We start from the raw sequence: 19,887 nt of genomic DNA on the forward strand, positions 1-19,887 counted from the left end.
CCCTCATTTTCTAAACCTTCAATTATTGGTGTATCTAGTGGTTGATAAGCTATAGCTTTTCAGACTTAAAATATAATATGCATGATATAAAGTTGTGTTTGAATTGAATCTCTATCGTTAGGAGGTAAAGTACATGGTATTTGGAGGATGGAAAGGAAAATTGTACTGGGTAGTAGAGTGGATCACATTGTTAGCAGTGTTACAGTTATTATGGACAGGCCTCACTTTACTTGGACTTGTTTTATTTGGAATATCCCCAGCAACCGTCGCAATGTTTACCACTTTACGTAAAAGGTTACAAGGGGAAGATGTCTTAAAACGATTAGTTAAAATCTTTTGGAATACATATAAAGTAGAATTTATTCCATCCAATAAAATAGGTATTATCTTACTGGTTTTTGGATATTTTTTATCTATTAACTTCCAAATTATCACATCATTTCATGGCATACTTGGTTTATTGTTACTAACTTCGATTATTACAATTAGTATTCTTTTCGGTATTATTATAGTTAATATTTTCCAATTATACGCCTATTATGATTTGCCAACATTACGGTACTTTACTGCTTCGATCATATTTAGTATAGCTTATCCATTACAAATGATTAGCACTATCGTAGGGCTTGCTATATTATATAAAATTTATAGTTTGATTCCTGGCCTATTACCGTTTTTTGGTATTAGTTTAACTGCATTATTTTTATCTTGGATATCATTCCAGATGTTTAAGAAAGAATTAGAATTAGAGGAACAAACCCATCTATCAAACTGTTCTGGGGGAGGGGTAACCTCATGAATAGCACATTTATTATTAATGCTAATATTGTTTTGGAAAATCAAATTTTAAACAATGGATTCCTTGAATTATTAGATGGAAAAATCGCTGAAATTGATATAATGGAAAACTGTCCTCAACTAGCATCGATAGAGAATGTGATAGATTGTCGACTAGAAGGCTATATTATTCCAGGAATGATCGATATCCATGTACATGGTGCTTTAGGACATGATTTTATGGATGCTGACCATATTTGTTATTCAAAAATTGCAAAGCATTTAGCAAGTGAAGGTGTAACAGCTTTTTTAGCAACAACGATGACTGGCCCTTTGTCAGAAATTGAAGCGGCTATTGAGGCGCTTTCCTATTATTATAACAATCAACCTACAGCAGTAGCTGAAATGTTAGGAATTCACTTAGAAGGTCCATTTATTAATCGAGCTAAAAAAGGCGCTCAATCAGAAGAATTTATTTTAAAGCCAAATGTACAACAATTTAAATATTTGTACGATAAGTCCACTCAATTAATTTGTCTTGTTACATTTGCACCTGAGGAAGATAGCAACTTTGCATTACTTCAAGAGTTAAACAGTAAAGGTGTTATTGCATCTATTGGTCACTCTGACGCCGATTATAATACAGCAATCCATGCATTAAAAGCTGGTATTACTCATGTAACACACCTATTTAATGGTATGAGTGGTCTTCATCATCGTGATCCGGGAGTTGTAGGAGCAGTACTTTTATCAGAAGATGTGTATATTGAAGTAATTCCAGATAATATCCACTTTCATAAAGATTTACTACGAATGGTTTACAAAATGACAGGCTTACACCGTTTGCTAGTTATTACAGATGGTATGCGTGCAAAGGGAATGCCAGATGGTATGTATGATTTAGGAGGCAATGAAGTAGAAGTAATCAATAATCAATGTATTCAACATAAAACGGGATCCTTAGCAGGGAGTGTATTGAATATGAATACGGCAAGGAAAAACATAGAAGAGTGTCTTTCACTTTCAATCGTTGAACAAATTCGTCTTGTTTCTTTGAACCAAGCAGTCCATTTAGGGTTGGACAATCGTAAAGGGTCTATTGCTGTTGGAAAAGATGCAGATGTTGTTTGGTTGAATGAAGAAGGAGAAGTGGAGAAAACTTTTTGCTTAGGGAAACTTGCCTTTGAAAAGGATTGATATATCAATAGGCATCTTTTTATATAGATGGTATATTGATTACAAAACCTAGAGAAGGAAGGAAAAAAGATGCATTTGTTAGATCAATCCAGTGTAATCCCACTTTATCACCAATTAAAACAAATTTTATTTGCGAAAATTCAATCAGGTGAATGGAAACCGGGTGATAAAATTGACTCAGAAAATCAGTTAATGGAAATGTTTCGAGTTAGCCGAAATACAGTAAAAAAAGCAATTGAGGAATTAGTAAAGGAAGAGAAATTATATCGTATACAAGGAAAAGGGACTTTCGTTTCGAAGCCAAGACTTGAACAATCTCTTGGTGGATTTTACAGTTTTAGTCGCATGATTCAGGAAAAAGGTTTAAATCCTAGAGATGAAGTGTTAGACATACAGAAGGTTTATCCCTCGACTAAGGTTAGAATCAATTTAGAATTAGAGGAAAACGAACAAGTGGTAGAAATGAAGCGTTTGCGATTTGCAGATAATGAACCCATTATTTTGGAATCATCATTTTTACCTTTAAGCATTATTAAGGATAGTGAAATATTACAAGAAGTAACTACTTCTTCTTTATACAGCTTATTAGCAGAACGGTTTAACGTTATTGTTGTAAGAGCTAGAGAAGCTTTTGAACCTGTACTTATTAATAAAGATGAAGCGCACTTATTGAAAACAGATGTTGGAAAACCTGCTTTATTATTGGAACGGACTGCATTTGATACTTCAGGAAAACCAGTTGAATTCTGTATTTCGATTGTAAGAGGAGACCGTTGTCGATTTTATACGGAATTAAATTAATATAGCTTGCTTAATCTTTTTATATTTTCAATTATACCAACAACCCATTGAGGGAGGAATTCTATTATGCCATTAGTGACAACTAAAGAAATGTTAGAAGACGCTTATAAAAATAACTATGCAATAGGGGCTTTTGGGGCACATAATTTAGAAATTATAAAAGCAGTAATTGCTGGAGCAGAAAAAGTAGGTGCACCTGTAATTTTGCAAACAACTTCAAGTACCTATAAATATGTAGAGATGCCTTATATGATTGCACTTGCAAAAACAGCAGCTGAACAGGCAAAAGTACCCGTAGCATTACATCTGGATCATGGTGAGTCTTATAAGGTTGTTATGGAATGTTTACGAGCAGGTTATACCTCTGTGATGATTGATGGTTCTTCCTTACCTTATGAGGAAAATATTATATTGGTTAAAAAAATAGTAGAAGCTGCAAGTGCTTTAAATGTGCCTGTTGAAGCGGAGTTGGGGACAATCAGTGGTGTCGAAGATAGTTTGAGCATAAATGAGGGGACTGCATTCTTTACTGATCCAAAGGAAGCAGAACATTTTGTGAAGGTTACAGGAATTCAATCATTGGCCCCAGCATTTGGTACAGCACACGGTAAGTATAAACAAAAGCCAAAATTGCAATTTGATCTTTTACAAAAAATTTATCGTTCTACAAATGTTCCTTTAGTCATGCACGGAGCATCTGGAGTGCCAGAAGAAGATGTGCGTAAATCCTTGAATTATGGCATTGCAAAAGTTAATTTTTCTACGGAACTAAAGGACTTGTTTGCTGAGCAATTAAGAGCTTTTTTTAATGATAATCCAACAGAAAATGATCCAAGAAAATATTTCCTTCCAGCACGTGAATCTTTAATTGAATTAGTAGAGCAAAAGATTGTGATGTTACAAAAATGATTACTACATTAACCTTAAACGCTGCTATTGACAAAGTGCATGAGGTAAATTCTTTAATGGTTGGTCAGACTAATCGTGTATTACAGAAGTCACAACAAGGTGGGGGGAAAGGTGTTAACGTAGCCCGTGTTATCGTAGCACTTGGTGGTGAAGTGACTATTGGCGGTTTTGTAGGCGGATTAAACGGGAGTAAAATAACTGAACTTTTACAGGACGAAAATTTACAAACAGAATTCATACAAATAGAGGAAGAAAATCGAATTTGTTTAACCATTATTAATCAGCAAACGAAGGAAATGACGGAGCTTTTAGAGGTAGGACCAACTATTCAAGAACATGAATGGCAGAAAATGCTTAATTGGGTTGTGAAACAAGCCGAACATGCCACTTATTTTGTGTTGTCAGGAAGCTTACCTAAAGGTGTACAAAAAAAAGCATATGCGACAATTATCCATTTATTAAAGGAAAAGGGTATTCGAGTCGCACTTGATACAAGTGGAGATGCTTTGAGACAAGGTGTTAAGGCATTACCATTCATTATTAAGCCTAATGAGGATGAAATTGCTCAATTGATTGGTAAGTCAGTTCTGACTCAAGAAGACTTAGTTCAAGCTGGTATAAAACTACAAAAATTAGGAATTGAACATGTGTGTTTCTCATTGGGTGAGCAAGGTGCTTTATTTGTTAATTCGTTAGGGATTTACAAAGTTAATGCACCACAAATACATGTTGAAAATACAGTTGGAAGTGGCGATGCCTTTTTAGGAGGGCTTATTTATAAACTCTCTCTTGGTGCAGACCATACAGAGGCATATAAATGGGCTGTCGCATGTGGTTCTGCGAATGCAGAGAATAAAGAGATTGCTAAAGTACAACGAGAGGCTGTTGAAAGACTCTTAGACGAAATACAGATAACTAAAATATAAGAGAAGTAGGGATTTGTTTATGTACACTTACAATGAGATTATGACACAAGATCAAAAGTTAGAAAAAACAAAAGATATTGTTCAATCAATTACATTTAATGAAAGTGCTGTAGATGTAGTTCTATTCACCGGATGTGGTACATCATTTTATTTAGCTATTGCAGCAGCACGTTATTATCAAGCTGTTACTGGAGAGTTTGCTATTGCAGTACCTGCATCTGAATTATTCTTACACACTGAAACGTATATTCTAAAGAATAAAAAGTATCTTATTATTGGAATTTCACGTTCCGGAACAACTTCGGAAATAATTATGTCATTAGAACATCTAAAAGGTGACGAAAAAATACGTACTATGGCAGTTACATGTAATGGTGGCACTCCTATGGCTAAATTGACAGATGAATTAATCGCTTTAAATGATATATCAGAAAAAAGTGTTGTAATGACTCAATCATTTTCTAATATGTTATATGCTCTCCAATTATATGCAGCGAAAATTAGCCGACGAACGGATATGATGGAACAACTAGAAAAAATTCCTGCACTTGTTAAATCGGCATTAGGTAATGGAAAACAGCTATTACAGGTAACAGAGGATGCCACAAAAAAACGTTTTATATTTTTAGGATCAGGTGCATATAATGGGTTGGCTAAAGAAGCGACATTAAAGCTTAAGGAAATGACACAAACTGAATGCGAAAGCTACTCAAATTTAGAATTCCGACATGGTCCAATTTCTATTGTAGATCATGAAACAGTTGTGATTTTATTTACACAAAATGAAACTAAGGAATATGATCAGGCATTAATAAAAGATATTCAAAAGCTTGGAGGTTTTGTTGTTGTCATAGGTATAGTTTCAAAAGAATTACAAGCAGATTTAATTCTCAATTTATCAAATCAAGTAGATGATTTGAATAGACTAGTAGAAGCTGTTCCATACTTCCAACTAATAGCTTATCAAAGTGCTATATTTAAAGGTTGTAATCCAGATAAGCCACGTAACTTAACGCAAGTCGTAAATCTATCATAACAAACGCATAGTCATTGAATTTTAGGCATAAGGATAACTTTTACTTTCAGAAAATTGAAATTTCTAGCGAGGGACTGGCGGTGGAATAATGGGTAATATCTTAGTAGCAGATGTTGGTGGAACAAAATTAGCCACGGCTTTATTCAATCAAAACCTGCAGTTAGTAATTAAAAGAGATGTACCTAGTGACGTTTCAAATAGGGAAGCTTTATACCAGTGTTTAATTGATAGTTTTAAAATTCTCTGTTTAGAGAAGCAAATTTCATTTAATGAAGTCTCTAAAGTATGTATTGGTGTACCTGGGATTGTTGATATACAAAAAGGTCTAGCGGTTTATCAAAATAATATACCGTGGAGTAATTTCCCGATTTATGAGCGTTTGTTTGAAATTTTTGCACATGCGCAGATAATGATTGATAACGATGTTAACATGGCAACCTGGGGAGAATATAATGCTAGAGGATTTAGTAAAGAAACAATGATATATGTAACATTAAGTACTGGAATATCATGTTGTACTGTAGTAAATGGCGAATTTCTAAGAGGAACAGGATTATCTGGTGAAATAGGTTTTAATATCGTAGGTAAAAATGGAGAAACATTAGAAGAAAGTGTCGCAGGACCTGCTATAGAAAAGTTGGGAAGAACGTTACTGGGGAATTCGGAAATCCGATTAAAAGATATGATGGAACTCTATTACAAAGGAGACCCTATCATCGATAAGATTTTGCAACAATTAATTTATTGCATGGTTAAACAATTGCATCAAATGATTTTGATGCTTGACCCTCATAGCATAGTGTTAGGTGGAGGTTTTTTTAATCACCACCCGAAAATTATAGAGCAGATTAAAGAAAAGATTCAGCAACGATTATTAAACACACCTTTTGAGGGAAAAGAACAAATTATAGGTAGCAGTATTCATAAAAGTGATGCTGGACTATACGGTGCAGCCTTGAAATAAAAAAGCATAGTATAGTTTTTACCTTAAAGATACTTAAGGAAAATAGAGATTTACACGAATAAGAAAATTTAACCCAACTTTTTCAAAAGTAATGAGAAAGTTGGTTTTTTATTTATTGCTGAAGCTAATAGGATTTTTATCTTTTTTTATAATGTGTAGAAAATTGTATTTTATTTCACAAGAGGTAGCATTTGAATCTTTGTTAAAATAGTTAGAATTTTATTATCAAAGCTTTTGTTGATTAATTTCTGTCTTTTCTAATAAAAAGTACTAGCAAAGTTTCATCTAGAAAGGGAAAAATATTTGTTGTGAAAATAATTATTGGTTATTTTCTAAAATTGGACCAGCACAACTTGTAAACCAGTTTAAGTTGAAAAAGTCGAAGAAGGGGAACAGACAATTTGTCTGAATCCCTATCTTTGAAGATAATACTTGTGCAATTTATTGCTCCTAACGAATCCGTTTTTCTGTTTCTAAGTCAAAGAAATGCGCTCGAGACATATCAATTAGTAGATTTACGACTTGACCTTGTGTGATTTTTTTATCAGAATTAACACGTGCAATATAGGGTTGTCCATTTAACTGTGCATGTAACATCAGCTCAGTACCCGTTAATTCGGATACTTCAATAATAGCTTCGATAGACGATAGGGGCAGTTCAGAAATTACTGAAGAATTTTCATAAATATGCTCCGGACGAATGCCGAGAATCAGTTCTTTTTGTAAATAGCCTTGTTCTTTTAATAACTTAGATTTTTCTGCTGGAATAGTTAATAAAATATTACCTATTTGAAATCCCTTTTCATGGAAAACCCCTTTAAAGAAGTTCATTGATGGAGAGCCTATAAAACCGCCAACAAATTTATTTTCAGGTAAGCCGTATACTTCTTCAGGCGTACCGATTTGTTGAACAATACCATCCTTCATCACAACAAGGCGTGTTGCCATTGTCATTGCTTCTGTTTGATCATGTGTTACGTAAATTGTAGTTGTTTTTAAACGCTGATGAAGTTTGGTAATTTCTGCACGCATTTGTACGCGTAGTTTTGCATCTAAATTGGACAATGGCTCGTCCATTAAGAAAATATTAGCATCTCGGACGATTGCTCTACCTAGGGCGACTCTTTGCCTCTGACCTCCAGATAAAGCTTTTGGCTTGCGATCTAAATAATTTTCTAAATCAAGAATGGCTGCAGCATTGTGGACACGTTCCTTAATTTGTTGTTTTGAAAATTTTCGAAGCTTTAAGCCAAATGCCATGTTGTCGTATACCGTCATATGTGGGTAGAGTGCATAGTTTTGAAAAACCATTGCAATATCACGTTCCTTTGAAGGCACATCATTCATTTTCTTGTTATCAATTAAAAAATCTCCTTCTGAAATTTCTTCTAAGCCGGCTATCATATGCAATGTTGTTGATTTCCCACAACCCGAGGGACCAACAAGTACAATAAACTCTCTATCTTGAATAGTTAAATTAAAGTCGGATACAGCCGTTACACCACCGTCATATATTTTATAAATATTATTAAGTATAATCTTCTCCATGTTCAATCCCCTTTGTTCTTTTTTTACAGTTTAAAGAAAGTGAAGAAGAAAACCAATGTTTAAAATGCATAATTTTCAGTCAATTAATTTTGTGCATTTTGTAAAGATGACCAAAGATAACTAGCAAAGTAAACAAGTATAGCACCATCTAAATTTTTCGTGTTAATATTCGTAATTTCTTGGAATTTTGATAAACGATAAGTTAATGTATTGCGATGCATATGTAGTTCCTTGGATGTCAACGTAATATTTAAACCGCATTCATAAAAAGTTTTAACAGTATCAAGTAATTCTTTGTCAGACTTCAAAGGTATAATAATTTGTTCTTCTATAAATTTTAGTATAGAAACAGGCAATTGTTGTATTAAAAAAATAGGAAATATTGATTGAAATGAATAATAAGGTTCAGCGAATCTTAAATTTAAGCATTCCTTGAACCATTGAGCTTCTCTTTGGAATTTAATTGGGAACTCTTTGTTGATTTCATAATACTCACCCACATACAAATGGATTCTGATATAAAAATCTGTTTCAATGGTACGAATAAGTGCGATGAAATCTTCTTTCTCATTCATTGAACGACTCGCAGGTTCCATAAGTAAAAAATGATTAGTAGCAACTTGTATTAATATCGTATCTTCCTGAAAAAAATTATAAAGTGCTTCTTTTAATTCCTCTAAAGGAGGGTTTTCGTTTATAAAAGTTAGTTGAATAATTCGAGCTTTGTTAAAGGATAAATTAGATGGTATGTTACCATTTGAATAAATAAAGTTGTACCAAGTATCCGATGACTGAAATAGTGACGAGGTAACTTCAGTATAGAAAACGGTAAGCCATTGGTAATCTCGCTGTGTAACCTCATGCTTGGAGACAGAAAACCATTCTTTAGTTTGATGATGATAGAAAATGAAAGTGCTATTTGGTAGCTGAGTTGGTTTTGTTCGATAATACTGATATGAAGGAAACAATGCTTTGAGATTTAGGTTCATTAAATACACCTCTTCATTTTAAAATGTAGAAAAATATACAACAATTAAAATTCTTACCTTGAAAAATCATAAAGGGCATAGTCTAGGTAAAATATGTACAAATATAAAATATTTATTTAAAGAATTTCCTACTATAATAATAAGTGGTGGGTTAAAAAAAGTTAATAAGAAAGCCACTAATATTAATGTTGCCAAACGGAAAATTCAACTTCTCATGACTGTTTCCTCAAAAAAGCGATGCCCAGCTAAATGCTGTAAAAACAAATGAGGCGAATGTTGTTGGAACCGAAACAGAAAATTAGCTCTTGCAGGAGTCCTTATTAGATGAAGGTCTTGCTGTGGTACGGTATATTCTTAAACCAAATAAAACATTTGAAGATGATTTCAGAGCTATTCAACAAAAGGCACAAGAGGCAAAGTTAACTATTTGGTCACATGATGATTACTTCCAAAAAGATGGCTTCCATCCAGAAGTCATTGACTAAAGGCTGAACGAAAATTAACCTGTCTTGCCAAACGTTCTTTATTGCAGTGACACCATCCTTTTTAACAACATAAAATCCATTTACTAGTGATTAGTAAATGGATTTTTTCATTTATGCTTTTGCGTCTTGTGTCCAATCGGCTACTTTGTCCTGATTGTTGTCAATCCATTTTTTTGCAGCTTCCGTGGCACTCATTCCCTCCATAATATCAAACATCACACTTTCTATATCCTCGGGGGTCCAGTGGAAACGATCAAGGACATTGTAGGCTTCAGGGGAATCTTCTTTTAAGCCATTGCGAGCAAAGGTACCAATATACTCTTCCGTACCATATAAACCTTTTGGATCGTCTAAATATTTTAAATCGTATGCATTAAAGATCCAGTGTGGTGACCAGCCAGTAATGATAATTTCTTCATTATTAGTGATGGCTTGACTCAAGGCCGCCGTCATTGCCCCAGCTGAAGAGGTCAATACATTCCAGCCTTCCAGATTTTTATATTCTTTATAAGCATTTTCCGTTGTGGCCATCATATTAGCTCCTGGCTCAATACCAGTAATAGTTTGATTAGCTTGGTTTGTTAAATCCTCAATTGAATCTACATCCATATAACTCGGAACAACTAAGCCAATCTTTGCACCCGTTAGATTTTCTCCTAGATTATCAATCTTAGTTTTGTATTTCTCTACTTGTGGGGCATGTGTCTGGGGCAACCAGGCAGATACCATACCATCGACTTCTCCGTTTGCAAGTGCTTCCCACATAATGCCATTATCGAGTGGTGTCAATGTCACCTCATATCCTAAATCCTCTAAAACTTGTCCTATTACATGGGTAGAAGCTACCTCAGTATCCCATTCAACATAGGCTAAGTTTATTGCATTTTTATTACTACTTTTTGAATCTGCATCTGCTGAACTACATGCAGTTAAAACTAGTAGACATGCTATAGCTAATCCTATTTTCCACAATTTCAAATATCTCATAAATATACCCTTACCATCCTTTCTTACTTTCTAGTGAAAATTAAATAATATTAACAAGTAACAACTTAAGTTTATATACAAGTTGTTACTTTTGTCAAATTGCAATTTTCAAACAACTCAGCCTTTAAGATGAGATTCGACGAAAGCTATATTGGGCTGCCCATAAATATTTCAAGCGTTAACATATGATAGGTGAAAATGGAGATTGGGCTTTGAGGAGGCTTAGTATGCATTGGGTTACCATTATTCTAATAGGAATTGCAGCAAATTTAGATAATTTGGGGATTGGCTTGGCTTATGGAGTTAAACAAGTTAAAATTCCGATTTTATCAAATGCTGTGATTGCTATCATGTCAATGATTATCACATATGTTGCAGTAACAGCTGGCAGCACGGTTGTTGAATATATTTCACCGCATACTGCCAATTTATTAGGAAGTTTACTATTGTGTGTAATTGGTATATGGACCTTGATGTCCAAAAGTTTTTCTAATCAACGGATAGCTGGAAATCCTGAATTATTTGATGAAGATAAAAACTTAGTGATTTCAACTCGAGAGGCGATGGCACTAGGCTTCATTTTATCAGCGAATTGTTTAGCAGGAGGCATTGCTATTGGAGCTAATGGTATATCTGCCCTTTGGACTGTTATTTCGATTGGTGTGTTCTCGTTTATAACGGTGGGAGTGGGTAGTCGATGCGGCTCTTTACTTTCAAAAACGTTTATTGGTAAGCATTCAACAGCGATATCAGGATGGTTGCTTATTATGATAGGTATTTTTGAGATTTTTGCTAAGTAAATAATGTATCATTTTAAATTTAAAGATGGAAAGTGAGAATCGTCTCATAGTACAAGGCAATAAAATCTAAGATAAAGGATGTACCGAAAATTCGGACATCCTTTTTAAATAATTTTATTTAATTACTTGACGTAACTTAATTATTAATATATAGTAGGTTACAGAAAGTAATTAATTACATTCGTTTCTTACAATAAAGTAACTACAAATGTTTATCCTATTAAATTTTGGGTAACATAAATTATGTAGTTGCTTCATATTTTAAAATATATCTCGAAATCGAGATAAAATCAACTTATTGGAGGAATTTAAAATGGCAAAATGGAATATTGATTTAGGACACTCAGCAATTAACTTTCAAGTGAAGCACATGATGGTATCAAAAGTTAAAGGTGTATTTGACAGCTACTCAGCAGATATTGAAGCAACAGATCTTGCAGATTTAACAACGGCTAACATTAGCTTTACAATTGATCCAGCAAGCATTAATACGCGTAGTGAGGATCGCGATAATCATTTAAAAGCAGCAGATTTCTTTGATGCTGAACAATATCCAACAATTACGTTTAAATCTACAAACATTACTAAAAAATCAGGCGATAAATATGCAGTAACTGGTGATTTAACAATTAAAGACGTTACAAAATCAGTAACATTTGATACAGAGTTCAATGGAAAAGGTACAAATCCATGGGGTCAAGAAGTATATGGTTTCGAAGCTGAAACAACAATTAACCGTGAAGACTTTGGCTTAACTTGGAACGCAGCTTTAGAAACTGGTGGAGTTCTAGTTGGTAAAGATATTAAAGTATCTGTTGAATTAGAAATTAACCCAGCTTAATAATAGGGATTCGGGCATGCTTGAAATAATATTCAAGCATGCTTTTTTTATATAAAAACATAGAAGGTTATTAAATAAAATGTCTAGTAATACTATTGTGGGAAAAATTACTATCAAATAAGTTTCTTGCATATTTTTAGTAAATACTGCATATAAATCATCATATTGTTTTTGGGGGCGATAGGATGAATGTATTAGTGACAGGTGGCTATGGTTTTATTGGGAGTGCGGTAGGAAGGCGTTTTTTTGAAGAAGGTGCCACGGTTTATATTATTGATAATTTAAGTACGGGTCATTTGCGAAATGTTGACTTTGAGCATAAATCCTATCTCTTAAATGTAGAGGATGAGGTTTGTGAACACCTTTTTAAAGAAATTCACTTTGATGTGGTCGTCCATTGTGCAGCACAAACGAGCGTACAACAATCCATCCACGAGCCAGTAAAAGATATTTTGACAAATATAGTTGGACTTAGCCAAATGCTTTTTTTATCATCCAAATATAAAATTCAGCACTTTGTCTTTGCCTCATCGGCAGCTGTTTATGGGGATAGTCATTATCCGCCATTAGAAGAATCAGATGTCTGTGAACCAATATCTATGTATGGATTAAATAAAAGCATTGGCGAAACCTATTGTGAAAAATGGCAAAAAGATTATCGTTTACCTATTCTTATTTACAGATTCGCTAATGTTTTCGGGCCAAGACAACCAATGCAAGGCGACGCAGCAGTGATCCCAAGTATGTTAAAAAGCAGTATGGAGGGGAAACCCTTTACCATTTATGGTGATGGTGAACAAACGCGTGATTTCATTTATGTCGATGATATAGCAGATGCTATTTATGCTGGTGTATCCGCCCGTTTACAAGGTACGTATAATGTTTCCACAAATGAAGCTTGGTCTATTCACCAAGTTATTTTACTGCTCCAACATTTAAATCATCCACTTGAGATTCAATATGCCCCAGCACGAGAAGGAGATATTGAACATTCTTTCTTAAATAATGATAAATTGGCCAAGGCCATTGGTTGGAGACCTAAAACTTCTTTTGCAGAGGGAATTGAACGTACATTGCAAGCAATCGAAAATGAAAGACTAGCAGAAATTCAACAAAAAAGTGGCTAAAGGCGCTTCAAAATGGAGGCATATTACATTGCGTAATATGTCTTTTTCAATGTCTATAGTATAATAATTCATTAAAGAAATGGTTGTGGACGGAGGTTTACGGATGCTTGTAGATTTTAGAGTAAAAAATTGCTTAAGTTATAAAGATGATACATTATTTTCAATGGTAGCGGGCAGTCGTCTGCGAAAATGGAAGGATACCCACACAATGCAGTTTGAATCACTGCGCCTTGTGAAAAGTGCATTTATTTTTGGTCCAAATGGCAGTGGAAAATCTAATCTATTTACGGCTATAAAAGTGTTACGTACCTTACTATTTAATTTTGAAAATTTAAATAATGTAAAACAGTTACGTCTACCCTATCAACCATTTAAGCTAGGGCGGCAGCAAGGTAAACCAACAGAATTTATGATATCACTTTTTTTAGACGGGGCTTTATATGATTATGAAATCCAGTACAATGCATCACAAGTTCTCTATGAGCGTCTTGTGAAAACAAGCAAGTCATTAAAAGAGGAGTTGTTTAGTAGACAATGGGATGGTACACAGTATGCGTATACAACAGCCCAAACAACAGCACAGGAATTGACAAAATATACTCGCAACAATACCGCCTTTTTGTCAGTATTACATGTATTTAATGATCCAGATGCTTTAAAAATATTCGATTGGTTTTTACATAAAATTCTGTTTCTTGATGAAGCAAATCGGTTATCAAGTCATCCTCTGATTCGTAAACTTGAAGAAGAACCCTTTAAAAAGGAAGTAATCAAACTACTAAAAATTGCAGATCTGTCAATCCAAGACGTCACAGCTAGACGTGTGGAACGCAGAGAGAAAAATACGATCGGCTATGAATTTGATTCATCAGAAGTCATTCAAGAAGTAGATATTGATTTACATTATTTATCATTTGACGAAGTCGGTGCACCGATAGGGACAGAAACGATTAATTGGACAATGGATTCAAAAGGTACAGTGCGAATGCTACATTTAGCATGTGTAATGGTGGATGCTTACGATAAAGGAAAGACGATTCTGATAGACGAATTTGATACGGCATTCCATGTATCAATTTGTGAGTTTTTAATGGCTATTATGAACAGCCATCGTAATAGGAATAATCAATTTATTGTGACCAGTCATGAAATAGAACTGCTAGATCAGCCGCTGCGATCAGACCAAATTTGGTTTGTGAATAAAAGTTTTAAAAATGAATCGGAGCTGTACTCTTTATTTGATTTTGCAGACTTACAAAAGAAACGTGGAGATCTTTCATATGCAAAACGTTATCTAAAAGGGGAATTTGGTGCAACGCCTATCATCAATGAGTATTTATCTGACCAATACTTAAAAGAAGCGGAGGTATCGGAGCCGTGAGAATACGTCAACAAGGGAGCCGAACATTACGTAAAACCGTTTTAATTTATTGTGAAGGTGAAACAGAAAGAATTTATTTTGAACAAATGCGTATATTAAAACGCTCTAAAATGGTAAGTGTCAAAATAAAAAACGTCAAACGTTCCGCAATTAAGCTTGCTCAACATGCTTATCGAGATTCTAGCTATCAATATTTTGATGAGGTTTGGATTGTATTTGATAAGGATGATTTAACCGAAAGGCAATTAGAGGAAGTGAATCAATTTTGCGCGGAAAAAAATATTCATATTGCCTATACAAATGAAGCATTTGAATTGTGGTTACTCTTGCACTTTGAAGAAGTTGACAGTACAGAAAAGTATCCTCGTGCGGTCTTAAATGACAAAATGGAACAGCATCTAGGCGTCAGTCGTTATTTTCGTCATAAGGCTGATGAGTCCGTCATTGCGCCCATAGCATTACGACATGAGGTAGCCATTAAAAATTGCACAGACATGATGGCTCTTCGAAAGACGGAGAGCCGTGATAACCCCTACTGTAACATACATGAAATGATACGATACATATTTTAAGGATGAGTAGGTTTTCTATTTTTGAATAGAAACCTACTCTTTTATTTTTGAAGGAGAGCTTTGTCGAATGAAGGCATGTTTATTTTTTAAAAACATATAGTGGATATGGAGCGATAGTAGTAATGACTGAAAGGGGATTGCGTGGATAACTCAAAGCCAAATCAAGGTAAAAATATAGAGGGAAATGCCAAGGATCATCAATTAGAGCCGTTTCGTGTTGAGAACGATGGAACAAAAATGACAACGAATCAAGGGCTAAGGGTGTCCAATGATGAGGATTCCCTTAAAGCTGGAGTTCGTGGACCAACCATTATGGAGGATTTTCATCTTCGAGAGAAAATCACCCATTTTGACCATGAACGTATTCCAGAGCGTGTCGTGCATGCAAGAGGATTTGCGGCACACGGTGAATTTGAATTGTATGAATCGATGAAAGAGTATACGAAGGCAAAGTTTTTACAGGATACCAAAAAGAAAACGCCTGTCTTTGTCAGATTCTCGACAGTAGTAGGGAGTTTGGGGTCAATGGATACAGCTCGTGATGTACGCGGGTTTGCAACGAAATTTTATACGGATGAAGGAAATTATGATTTAGTAGGGAATAATATTCCAGTCTTTTTTATTCAGGATGCCATGAAGTTTCCTGATTTAATTCATGCTGTCAAGCCAGAGCCACATAATGAAATGCCACAAGCAGCCTCAGCCCATGATACGTTTTGGGATTTTGTGGCGAACAATCAGGAAATTGCCCATATGATTATGTGGCATATGTCTGATCGAACAATTCCTAGAAGCTTCCGCATGATGGAAGGATTTGGTGTGCATACATTCCGCTTTGTTAATGATAAAGGTAGATCAAGATTTGTTAAATTCCATTGGAAGCCTGTGTTAGGTGTGCATTCTCTCGTGTGGGATGAAGCACAAATTATTGCTGGGAAGGACCCCGATTTTCAACGACGTGATTTATGGGAAGCCATTGAAATTGGAGATTACCCGGAGTTTGAGTTAGGTGTACAAATACTTGAACCAGAGGATGAATTTAAATTTGATTTTGATATTTTAGATGCGACAAAGCTTTGGCCAGAGGAACTTGTACCGGTGAAAAAAATTGGCAAGATGACATTAAATCGCAATGTGGATAATGTCTTTGCGGAAACAGAACAAGTTGCGTTTCATCCAGGGAATGTTGTTCCAGGCATTGACTTTACCAATGATCCACTGTTACAAGGTCGACTCTTCTCTTATTTAGACACTCAGTTGATTCGTTTAGGGGGACCTAACTTTACAGAAATTCCTATTAATCGCCCGATTTGTCCCGTTCACAATAATCAGCGAAATGGCTTTAGTCGACAGACAATTAACTTAGGAAGAGTTAGTTATCATAAAAATTCCCTAGCAAATAATACGCCTGCTACCTCTACTGCACGAGAAGGAGGGTACGTTCATTATGAGGAAAAAGTTGAGGGACGAATTACAAGAGCACGAAGTAAATCCTTTGATGATCATTTTTCACAAGCAAGACTATTTTGGAACAGTATGTCCCCACCCGAAAAACAACATATTATCGATGCCTTTAGCTTTGAAGTTGGAAAAGTAAAAAGCAAAGCAGTTCGACAGCAGGTAGTCGATATGTTTGTCCGTGTGGATAAAGAAATGGCTACAATTGTTGCGGACAATGTCGGTGTAAATCGCCCTACTGGAGAACAGTCTAAGGTTACAGCCTCCTCACCTGCACTTAGTCAAGCCAATACGATTAAATTACCATACACACTTAAAGTAGGGGTCTTAATTGGGGATGGCTTTGATGCCAATGAGGTCGGTGAAGTATTAAAATACTTAACAAGACAAGGTGTACGCTACAGTATTATCTCTGATCGTTTAGGTGTTGTCACAGGTAATAACGGTGTTCAATTAACGGCAAGTGACACCTTTATCACAACCGATGCAGTATTATTTGACTCGTTATATGTTGTTGGTGTTAAGGGAAGTAATCAAGCAAAATTCAATACGTATATCGTCAATTATATAAATGAAGCCTATCGTCATTATAAGCCAATAGGTTTCGCTACAACTGGCACAACATTTTTCAATATGTCGAATGCTAATGTAGGGCCAGGTATTGTGTTAGCTACTGGTAATAAAGATTTTGCAAAAAAGTTTGTAGATGCCATTGCTCAACAACGATTTTGGCAACGAAATATTTATTAAATATCTTTAGACGTTAGGATTGGATACTTGGGGAAGCGGAGCGAATACCGCGGAAGCGAGGGGAATAACCGCGGAAGCGAAGCGAATACCCGCGGAAGTGAGGGGAATACCCGCGGAAGCGAGGCAAATACCGCGAAAGCGAAGCGAATACGCGCGGAAGCGAGGCGAATACCGCGAAACCAAAACGAATACCCGCGGAAGCGAAGCGAATACCCGCGGAAGTGAAGCGAATACCCGCGGAAGCGAAGAGAATACCCGCGGAAGTGAGGCGAATACCCGCGGAAGCGAGGGGAATATCCGCGGAAGTGAGGCGAATACCCGCACAATCGAATTAGCAGTATTTAAACATGATAAAAGCGCATTATAAGGATAGTCCTCCCTATAATGCGCTTTTTTTAATTAACTTCTGAATTTTCATCATTCTCTACAGGTGTTGTAGAGAGATATAAGAAAGCTTCATCTTGCAATAGCGCTATCTTTTCTTCACAAATTCCATGTGATAATGGTCCAGAAAAAATGGACTCCCACCATGTTCCAGTTGTTGTTGTCATTCATCTACGCCCCCGTTTCGGTTTTAATATGTAGTTGTATATTTCCCGAGATGAAAAAACTAAAACATTTATTTTGACATAAAGCCAGTTCACCCCCTGATGCAGAAAGAGGATTTTTGCCTCTCGATGTTGTATCGTATAGACAAAGATAGTTTGTTTCAAAACGAAAAAACTATGTATGCCATTTTTAAAAAAGGGGTGCTTTATTGATGAATTTTACGTCTCAAGATGTGGAAAATATGATAACAGAGCAACGTCAATTTTATTTTTCTCGCGCAACGAAAAGTGCGAAATTTCGAAAAGAGCAGTTAAAGAAATTAAAAGCTTCCATTTTAAAATATGAGAAGGACATATTGAACGCGTTGTATTTAGATTTGCGTAAAAGTGAATTCGAAGCTTATGCAACAGAAATTGGTATTGTATTAGATAGTATCTCATATATGGTGAAGCATGTGGAAGAATGGATGGAGCCAACAGCAGTTAAAACACCGATTCAATATCAGATGGGTAAAAGTTTTATCGTTCGTGAACCATATGGTGTTACTTTAATTATTGGACCTTTTAATTATCCTTTTCAACTCGTAATGGAGCCACTGATAGGTGCCATTGTTGGAGGAAATACAGCAATTGTTAAACCGTCAGAAACATCTGTACACACAGCTTCCATCGTCAAAAAAATAATTGAAGAAACATTCCATCCTTCCTTTGTACGTGTAGTTGAAGGTGAGAAAGAAGAAGTTACAGCTCTGATTCATGCTTCATTTGATTATATCTTTTTTACAGGCAGCGTAGCCGTTGGAAAAGTAGTAGCCAAGGCAGCGGCAGAACGTTTGACACCAGTTGCCTTAGAACTTGGTGGAAAAAGTCCCGCGATTGTCGATCAAACAGCTAACCTTGAAGTAGCAGCGAAGCGAATAGTATGGGGCAAATTCACAAATACTGGACAAACGTGTGTGGCACCCGATTATTTGCTTGTTCATAAAGATGTTTATGACCGCTTTATGAAAATATTAAAAGAAACTATCCGTTCGTTTTATGGCAAAAATCCTTTGAAAAGTCCTGATTACGGTCGGATTGTGAATTTAAGACAATTCGATCGACTACAGCAAATTATTAGGGAAGAACGCGATGCCATTACATTTGGTGGAAGAATTGATCGTGATGATTTATATGTTGAGCCAACAATCATCGAATATGTAAAATGGACAAGTCCATCTATGCAAGAAGAACTCTTTGGTCCTATCTTACCTGTGATGATGTATAATGATTTACCACTTGCAATTCATCAAATTCGTCAGTTACCAAAGCCTTTAGCGGCGTATTTCTTCTCGGAACATGAAAAAGCAATACAATATTTTTTAGAGGAATTACCATTTGGTGGGGGATGTATAAATGATACCATCACCCATGTTGGAAATTTACACTTACCATTCGGTGGTGTTGGACCATCAGGCGTGAAAGCTTACCATGGGAAAGCGAGCTTTGAAAACTTTACACACCCTAAATCTATCTTAAAGAAATCCTCCAAGCTCGAGACGAATGTATTGTTCCCACCGTATAAACAAAAAGTGAAAATTGTACGATCCATTATGAAATAGATTAATTTGGGAGATATCTTTGGATGTCTCCCTTTATAAGCCTCATGTGCATGTAAAATTGTTCTCTAATAAACCATCCTTCAAATGTCGAAAAATGCCGATTTGTGATTATAAATGAAAATTTCGAGGAAAATAGGATTTTTTCTTCAAATGAAAGCGTTTTCGTTAAAAAAACAGACCGGAGGCATTT

Annotated in this window: 19 protein-coding genes; 15 read left to right on the plus strand and 4 right to left on the minus strand. The window is 35.4% G+C overall.

All coding sequences use genetic code 11. The features are described 5' to 3' along the window. Window positions 1-133: 133 nt before the first annotated feature. From MKY49_RS03535 to MKY49_RS03565, 7 genes are all read left to right on the plus strand, one after another. The gene (locus MKY49_RS03535; protein ID WP_341385634.1) at window positions 134-799 is read left to right on the plus strand and encodes a YesL family protein; all 666 of its coding nucleotides are present in this window, start codon (window positions 134-136) and stop codon (window positions 797-799) included. Further along, entirely contained in the window at window positions 796-1,974 is a 1,179-nt protein-coding gene (nagA, locus tag MKY49_RS03540; protein WP_341385635.1) for an N-acetylglucosamine-6-phosphate deacetylase, read from the plus strand. The genes MKY49_RS03535 and nagA overlap by 4 nt, the downstream gene beginning before the upstream one ends. Window positions 1,975-2,043: 69 nt before the next feature. After that, window positions 2,044-2,775 carry a GntR family transcriptional regulator gene (locus tag MKY49_RS03545; RefSeq protein ID WP_313469364.1) on the plus strand — a complete coding sequence of 244 codons (732 nt, stop codon included), beginning with the start codon at window positions 2,044-2,046 and terminating at the stop codon, window positions 2,773-2,775. A gap of 66 nt (window positions 2,776-2,841) precedes the next feature. Then, window positions 2,842-3,684 (plus strand): class II fructose-bisphosphate aldolase, encoded by an 843-nt coding sequence (locus tag MKY49_RS03550; protein WP_341385636.1) that lies wholly within the window; start codon window positions 2,842-2,844, stop codon window positions 3,682-3,684. Further along, window positions 3,681-4,610, plus strand: coding sequence for a 1-phosphofructokinase (gene pfkB, locus MKY49_RS03555; RefSeq protein WP_313469360.1), 930 nt, complete (start codon window positions 3,681-3,683; stop codon window positions 4,608-4,610). The genes MKY49_RS03550 and pfkB overlap by 4 nt, the downstream gene beginning before the upstream one ends. A 40-nt stretch (window positions 4,611-4,650) precedes the next feature. Further along, window positions 4,651-5,646 (plus strand): SIS domain-containing protein, encoded by a 996-nt coding sequence (locus MKY49_RS03560; protein ID WP_313469358.1) that lies wholly within the window; start codon window positions 4,651-4,653, stop codon window positions 5,644-5,646. 88 nt (window positions 5,647-5,734) lie between these two features. Continuing rightward, window positions 5,735-6,610: an ROK family protein gene (locus MKY49_RS03565; protein WP_341385637.1), complete on the plus strand. Its 876-nt coding sequence runs from the start codon at window positions 5,735-5,737 to the stop codon at window positions 6,608-6,610. Between the two features lie 450 nt (window positions 6,611-7,060). Here the strand turns inward: MKY49_RS03565 and MKY49_RS03570 are convergent, their stop codons facing one another. Together MKY49_RS03570 and MKY49_RS03575 are read right to left on the minus strand one after the other, a co-directional pair. Continuing rightward, window positions 7,061-8,158, minus strand: a complete 1,098-nt coding sequence (locus tag MKY49_RS03570; protein ID WP_341385638.1) for an ABC transporter ATP-binding protein — start codon at window positions 8,156-8,158, stop codon at window positions 7,061-7,063. 83 nt (window positions 8,159-8,241) lie between these two features. Then, window positions 8,242-9,147 (minus strand): PucR family transcriptional regulator, encoded by a 906-nt coding sequence (locus MKY49_RS03575; RefSeq protein ID WP_313469351.1) that lies wholly within the window; start codon window positions 9,145-9,147, stop codon window positions 8,242-8,244. Between the two features lie 305 nt (window positions 9,148-9,452). On the opposite strand from MKY49_RS03575, the gene MKY49_RS03580 reads away from it, so the two are divergent. Further along, window positions 9,453-9,632 (plus strand): thermonuclease family protein, encoded by a 180-nt coding sequence (locus tag MKY49_RS03580; RefSeq protein ID WP_322611332.1) that lies wholly within the window; start codon window positions 9,453-9,455, stop codon window positions 9,630-9,632. 111 nt (window positions 9,633-9,743) lie between these two features. Here MKY49_RS03580 and MKY49_RS03585 read toward each other — a convergent pair whose 3' ends face one another. Then, the gene (locus MKY49_RS03585) at window positions 9,744-10,619 is read right to left on the minus strand and encodes a glycine betaine ABC transporter substrate-binding protein (RefSeq protein WP_322611333.1); all 876 of its coding nucleotides are present in this window, start codon (window positions 10,617-10,619) and stop codon (window positions 9,744-9,746) included. A 227-nt stretch (window positions 10,620-10,846) separates the two neighbouring features. Here MKY49_RS03585 and MKY49_RS03590 point away from each other — a divergent pair, with 227 nt between their 5' ends. The 6 genes from MKY49_RS03590 to MKY49_RS03615 all read left to right on the plus strand — a co-directional run bounded on the left by MKY49_RS03590 (window position 10,847) and on the right by MKY49_RS03615 (window position 17,548). Next, complete coding sequence (locus MKY49_RS03590) at window positions 10,847-11,419, plus strand: manganese efflux pump (protein ID WP_341385639.1); 573 nt, start codon at window positions 10,847-10,849, stop codon at window positions 11,417-11,419. Between the two features lie 313 nt (window positions 11,420-11,732). Continuing rightward, on the plus strand, window positions 11,733-12,260 hold the full coding sequence (locus tag MKY49_RS03595) for a YceI family protein (protein WP_274795722.1): 528 nt from the start codon (window positions 11,733-11,735) through the stop codon (window positions 12,258-12,260). A gap of 185 nt (window positions 12,261-12,445) precedes the next feature. Further along, window positions 12,446-13,387 (plus strand): NAD-dependent epimerase/dehydratase family protein, encoded by a 942-nt coding sequence (locus MKY49_RS03600; RefSeq protein WP_322604711.1) that lies wholly within the window; start codon window positions 12,446-12,448, stop codon window positions 13,385-13,387. 103 nt (window positions 13,388-13,490) lie between these two features. After that, on the plus strand, window positions 13,491-14,768 hold the full coding sequence (locus MKY49_RS03605; protein ID WP_312504808.1) for an AAA family ATPase: 1,278 nt from the start codon (window positions 13,491-13,493) through the stop codon (window positions 14,766-14,768). Further along, entirely contained in the window at window positions 14,765-15,340 is a 576-nt protein-coding gene (locus MKY49_RS03610; RefSeq protein ID WP_274795725.1) for an RloB family protein, read from the plus strand. Before MKY49_RS03605 ends, MKY49_RS03610 begins: the two co-directional genes overlap by 4 nt. Before the next feature lie 141 nt (window positions 15,341-15,481). After that, window positions 15,482-17,548: a catalase gene (locus tag MKY49_RS03615; protein ID WP_341385640.1), complete on the plus strand. Its 2,067-nt coding sequence runs from the start codon at window positions 15,482-15,484 to the stop codon at window positions 17,546-17,548. A gap of 395 nt (window positions 17,549-17,943) precedes the next feature. Here the strand turns inward: MKY49_RS03615 and MKY49_RS03620 are convergent, their stop codons facing one another. Next, the gene (locus MKY49_RS03620) at window positions 17,944-18,099 is read right to left on the minus strand and encodes a hypothetical protein (RefSeq protein WP_274795727.1); all 156 of its coding nucleotides are present in this window, start codon (window positions 18,097-18,099) and stop codon (window positions 17,944-17,946) included. A 209-nt stretch (window positions 18,100-18,308) separates the two neighbouring features. Here MKY49_RS03620 and MKY49_RS03625 point away from each other — a divergent pair, with 209 nt between their 5' ends. Then, window positions 18,309-19,697, plus strand: a complete 1,389-nt coding sequence (locus MKY49_RS03625) for an aldehyde dehydrogenase (protein ID WP_274795728.1) — start codon at window positions 18,309-18,311, stop codon at window positions 19,695-19,697. The last annotated feature ends 190 nt before the right edge of the window (window positions 19,698-19,887 follow it).

The sequence above is a fragment of the Lysinibacillus sp. FSL M8-0134 genome, assembly GCF_038069745.1.
GTDB classification, from domain to species: domain Bacteria; phylum Bacillota; class Bacilli; order Bacillales_A; family Planococcaceae; genus Lysinibacillus; species Lysinibacillus irui.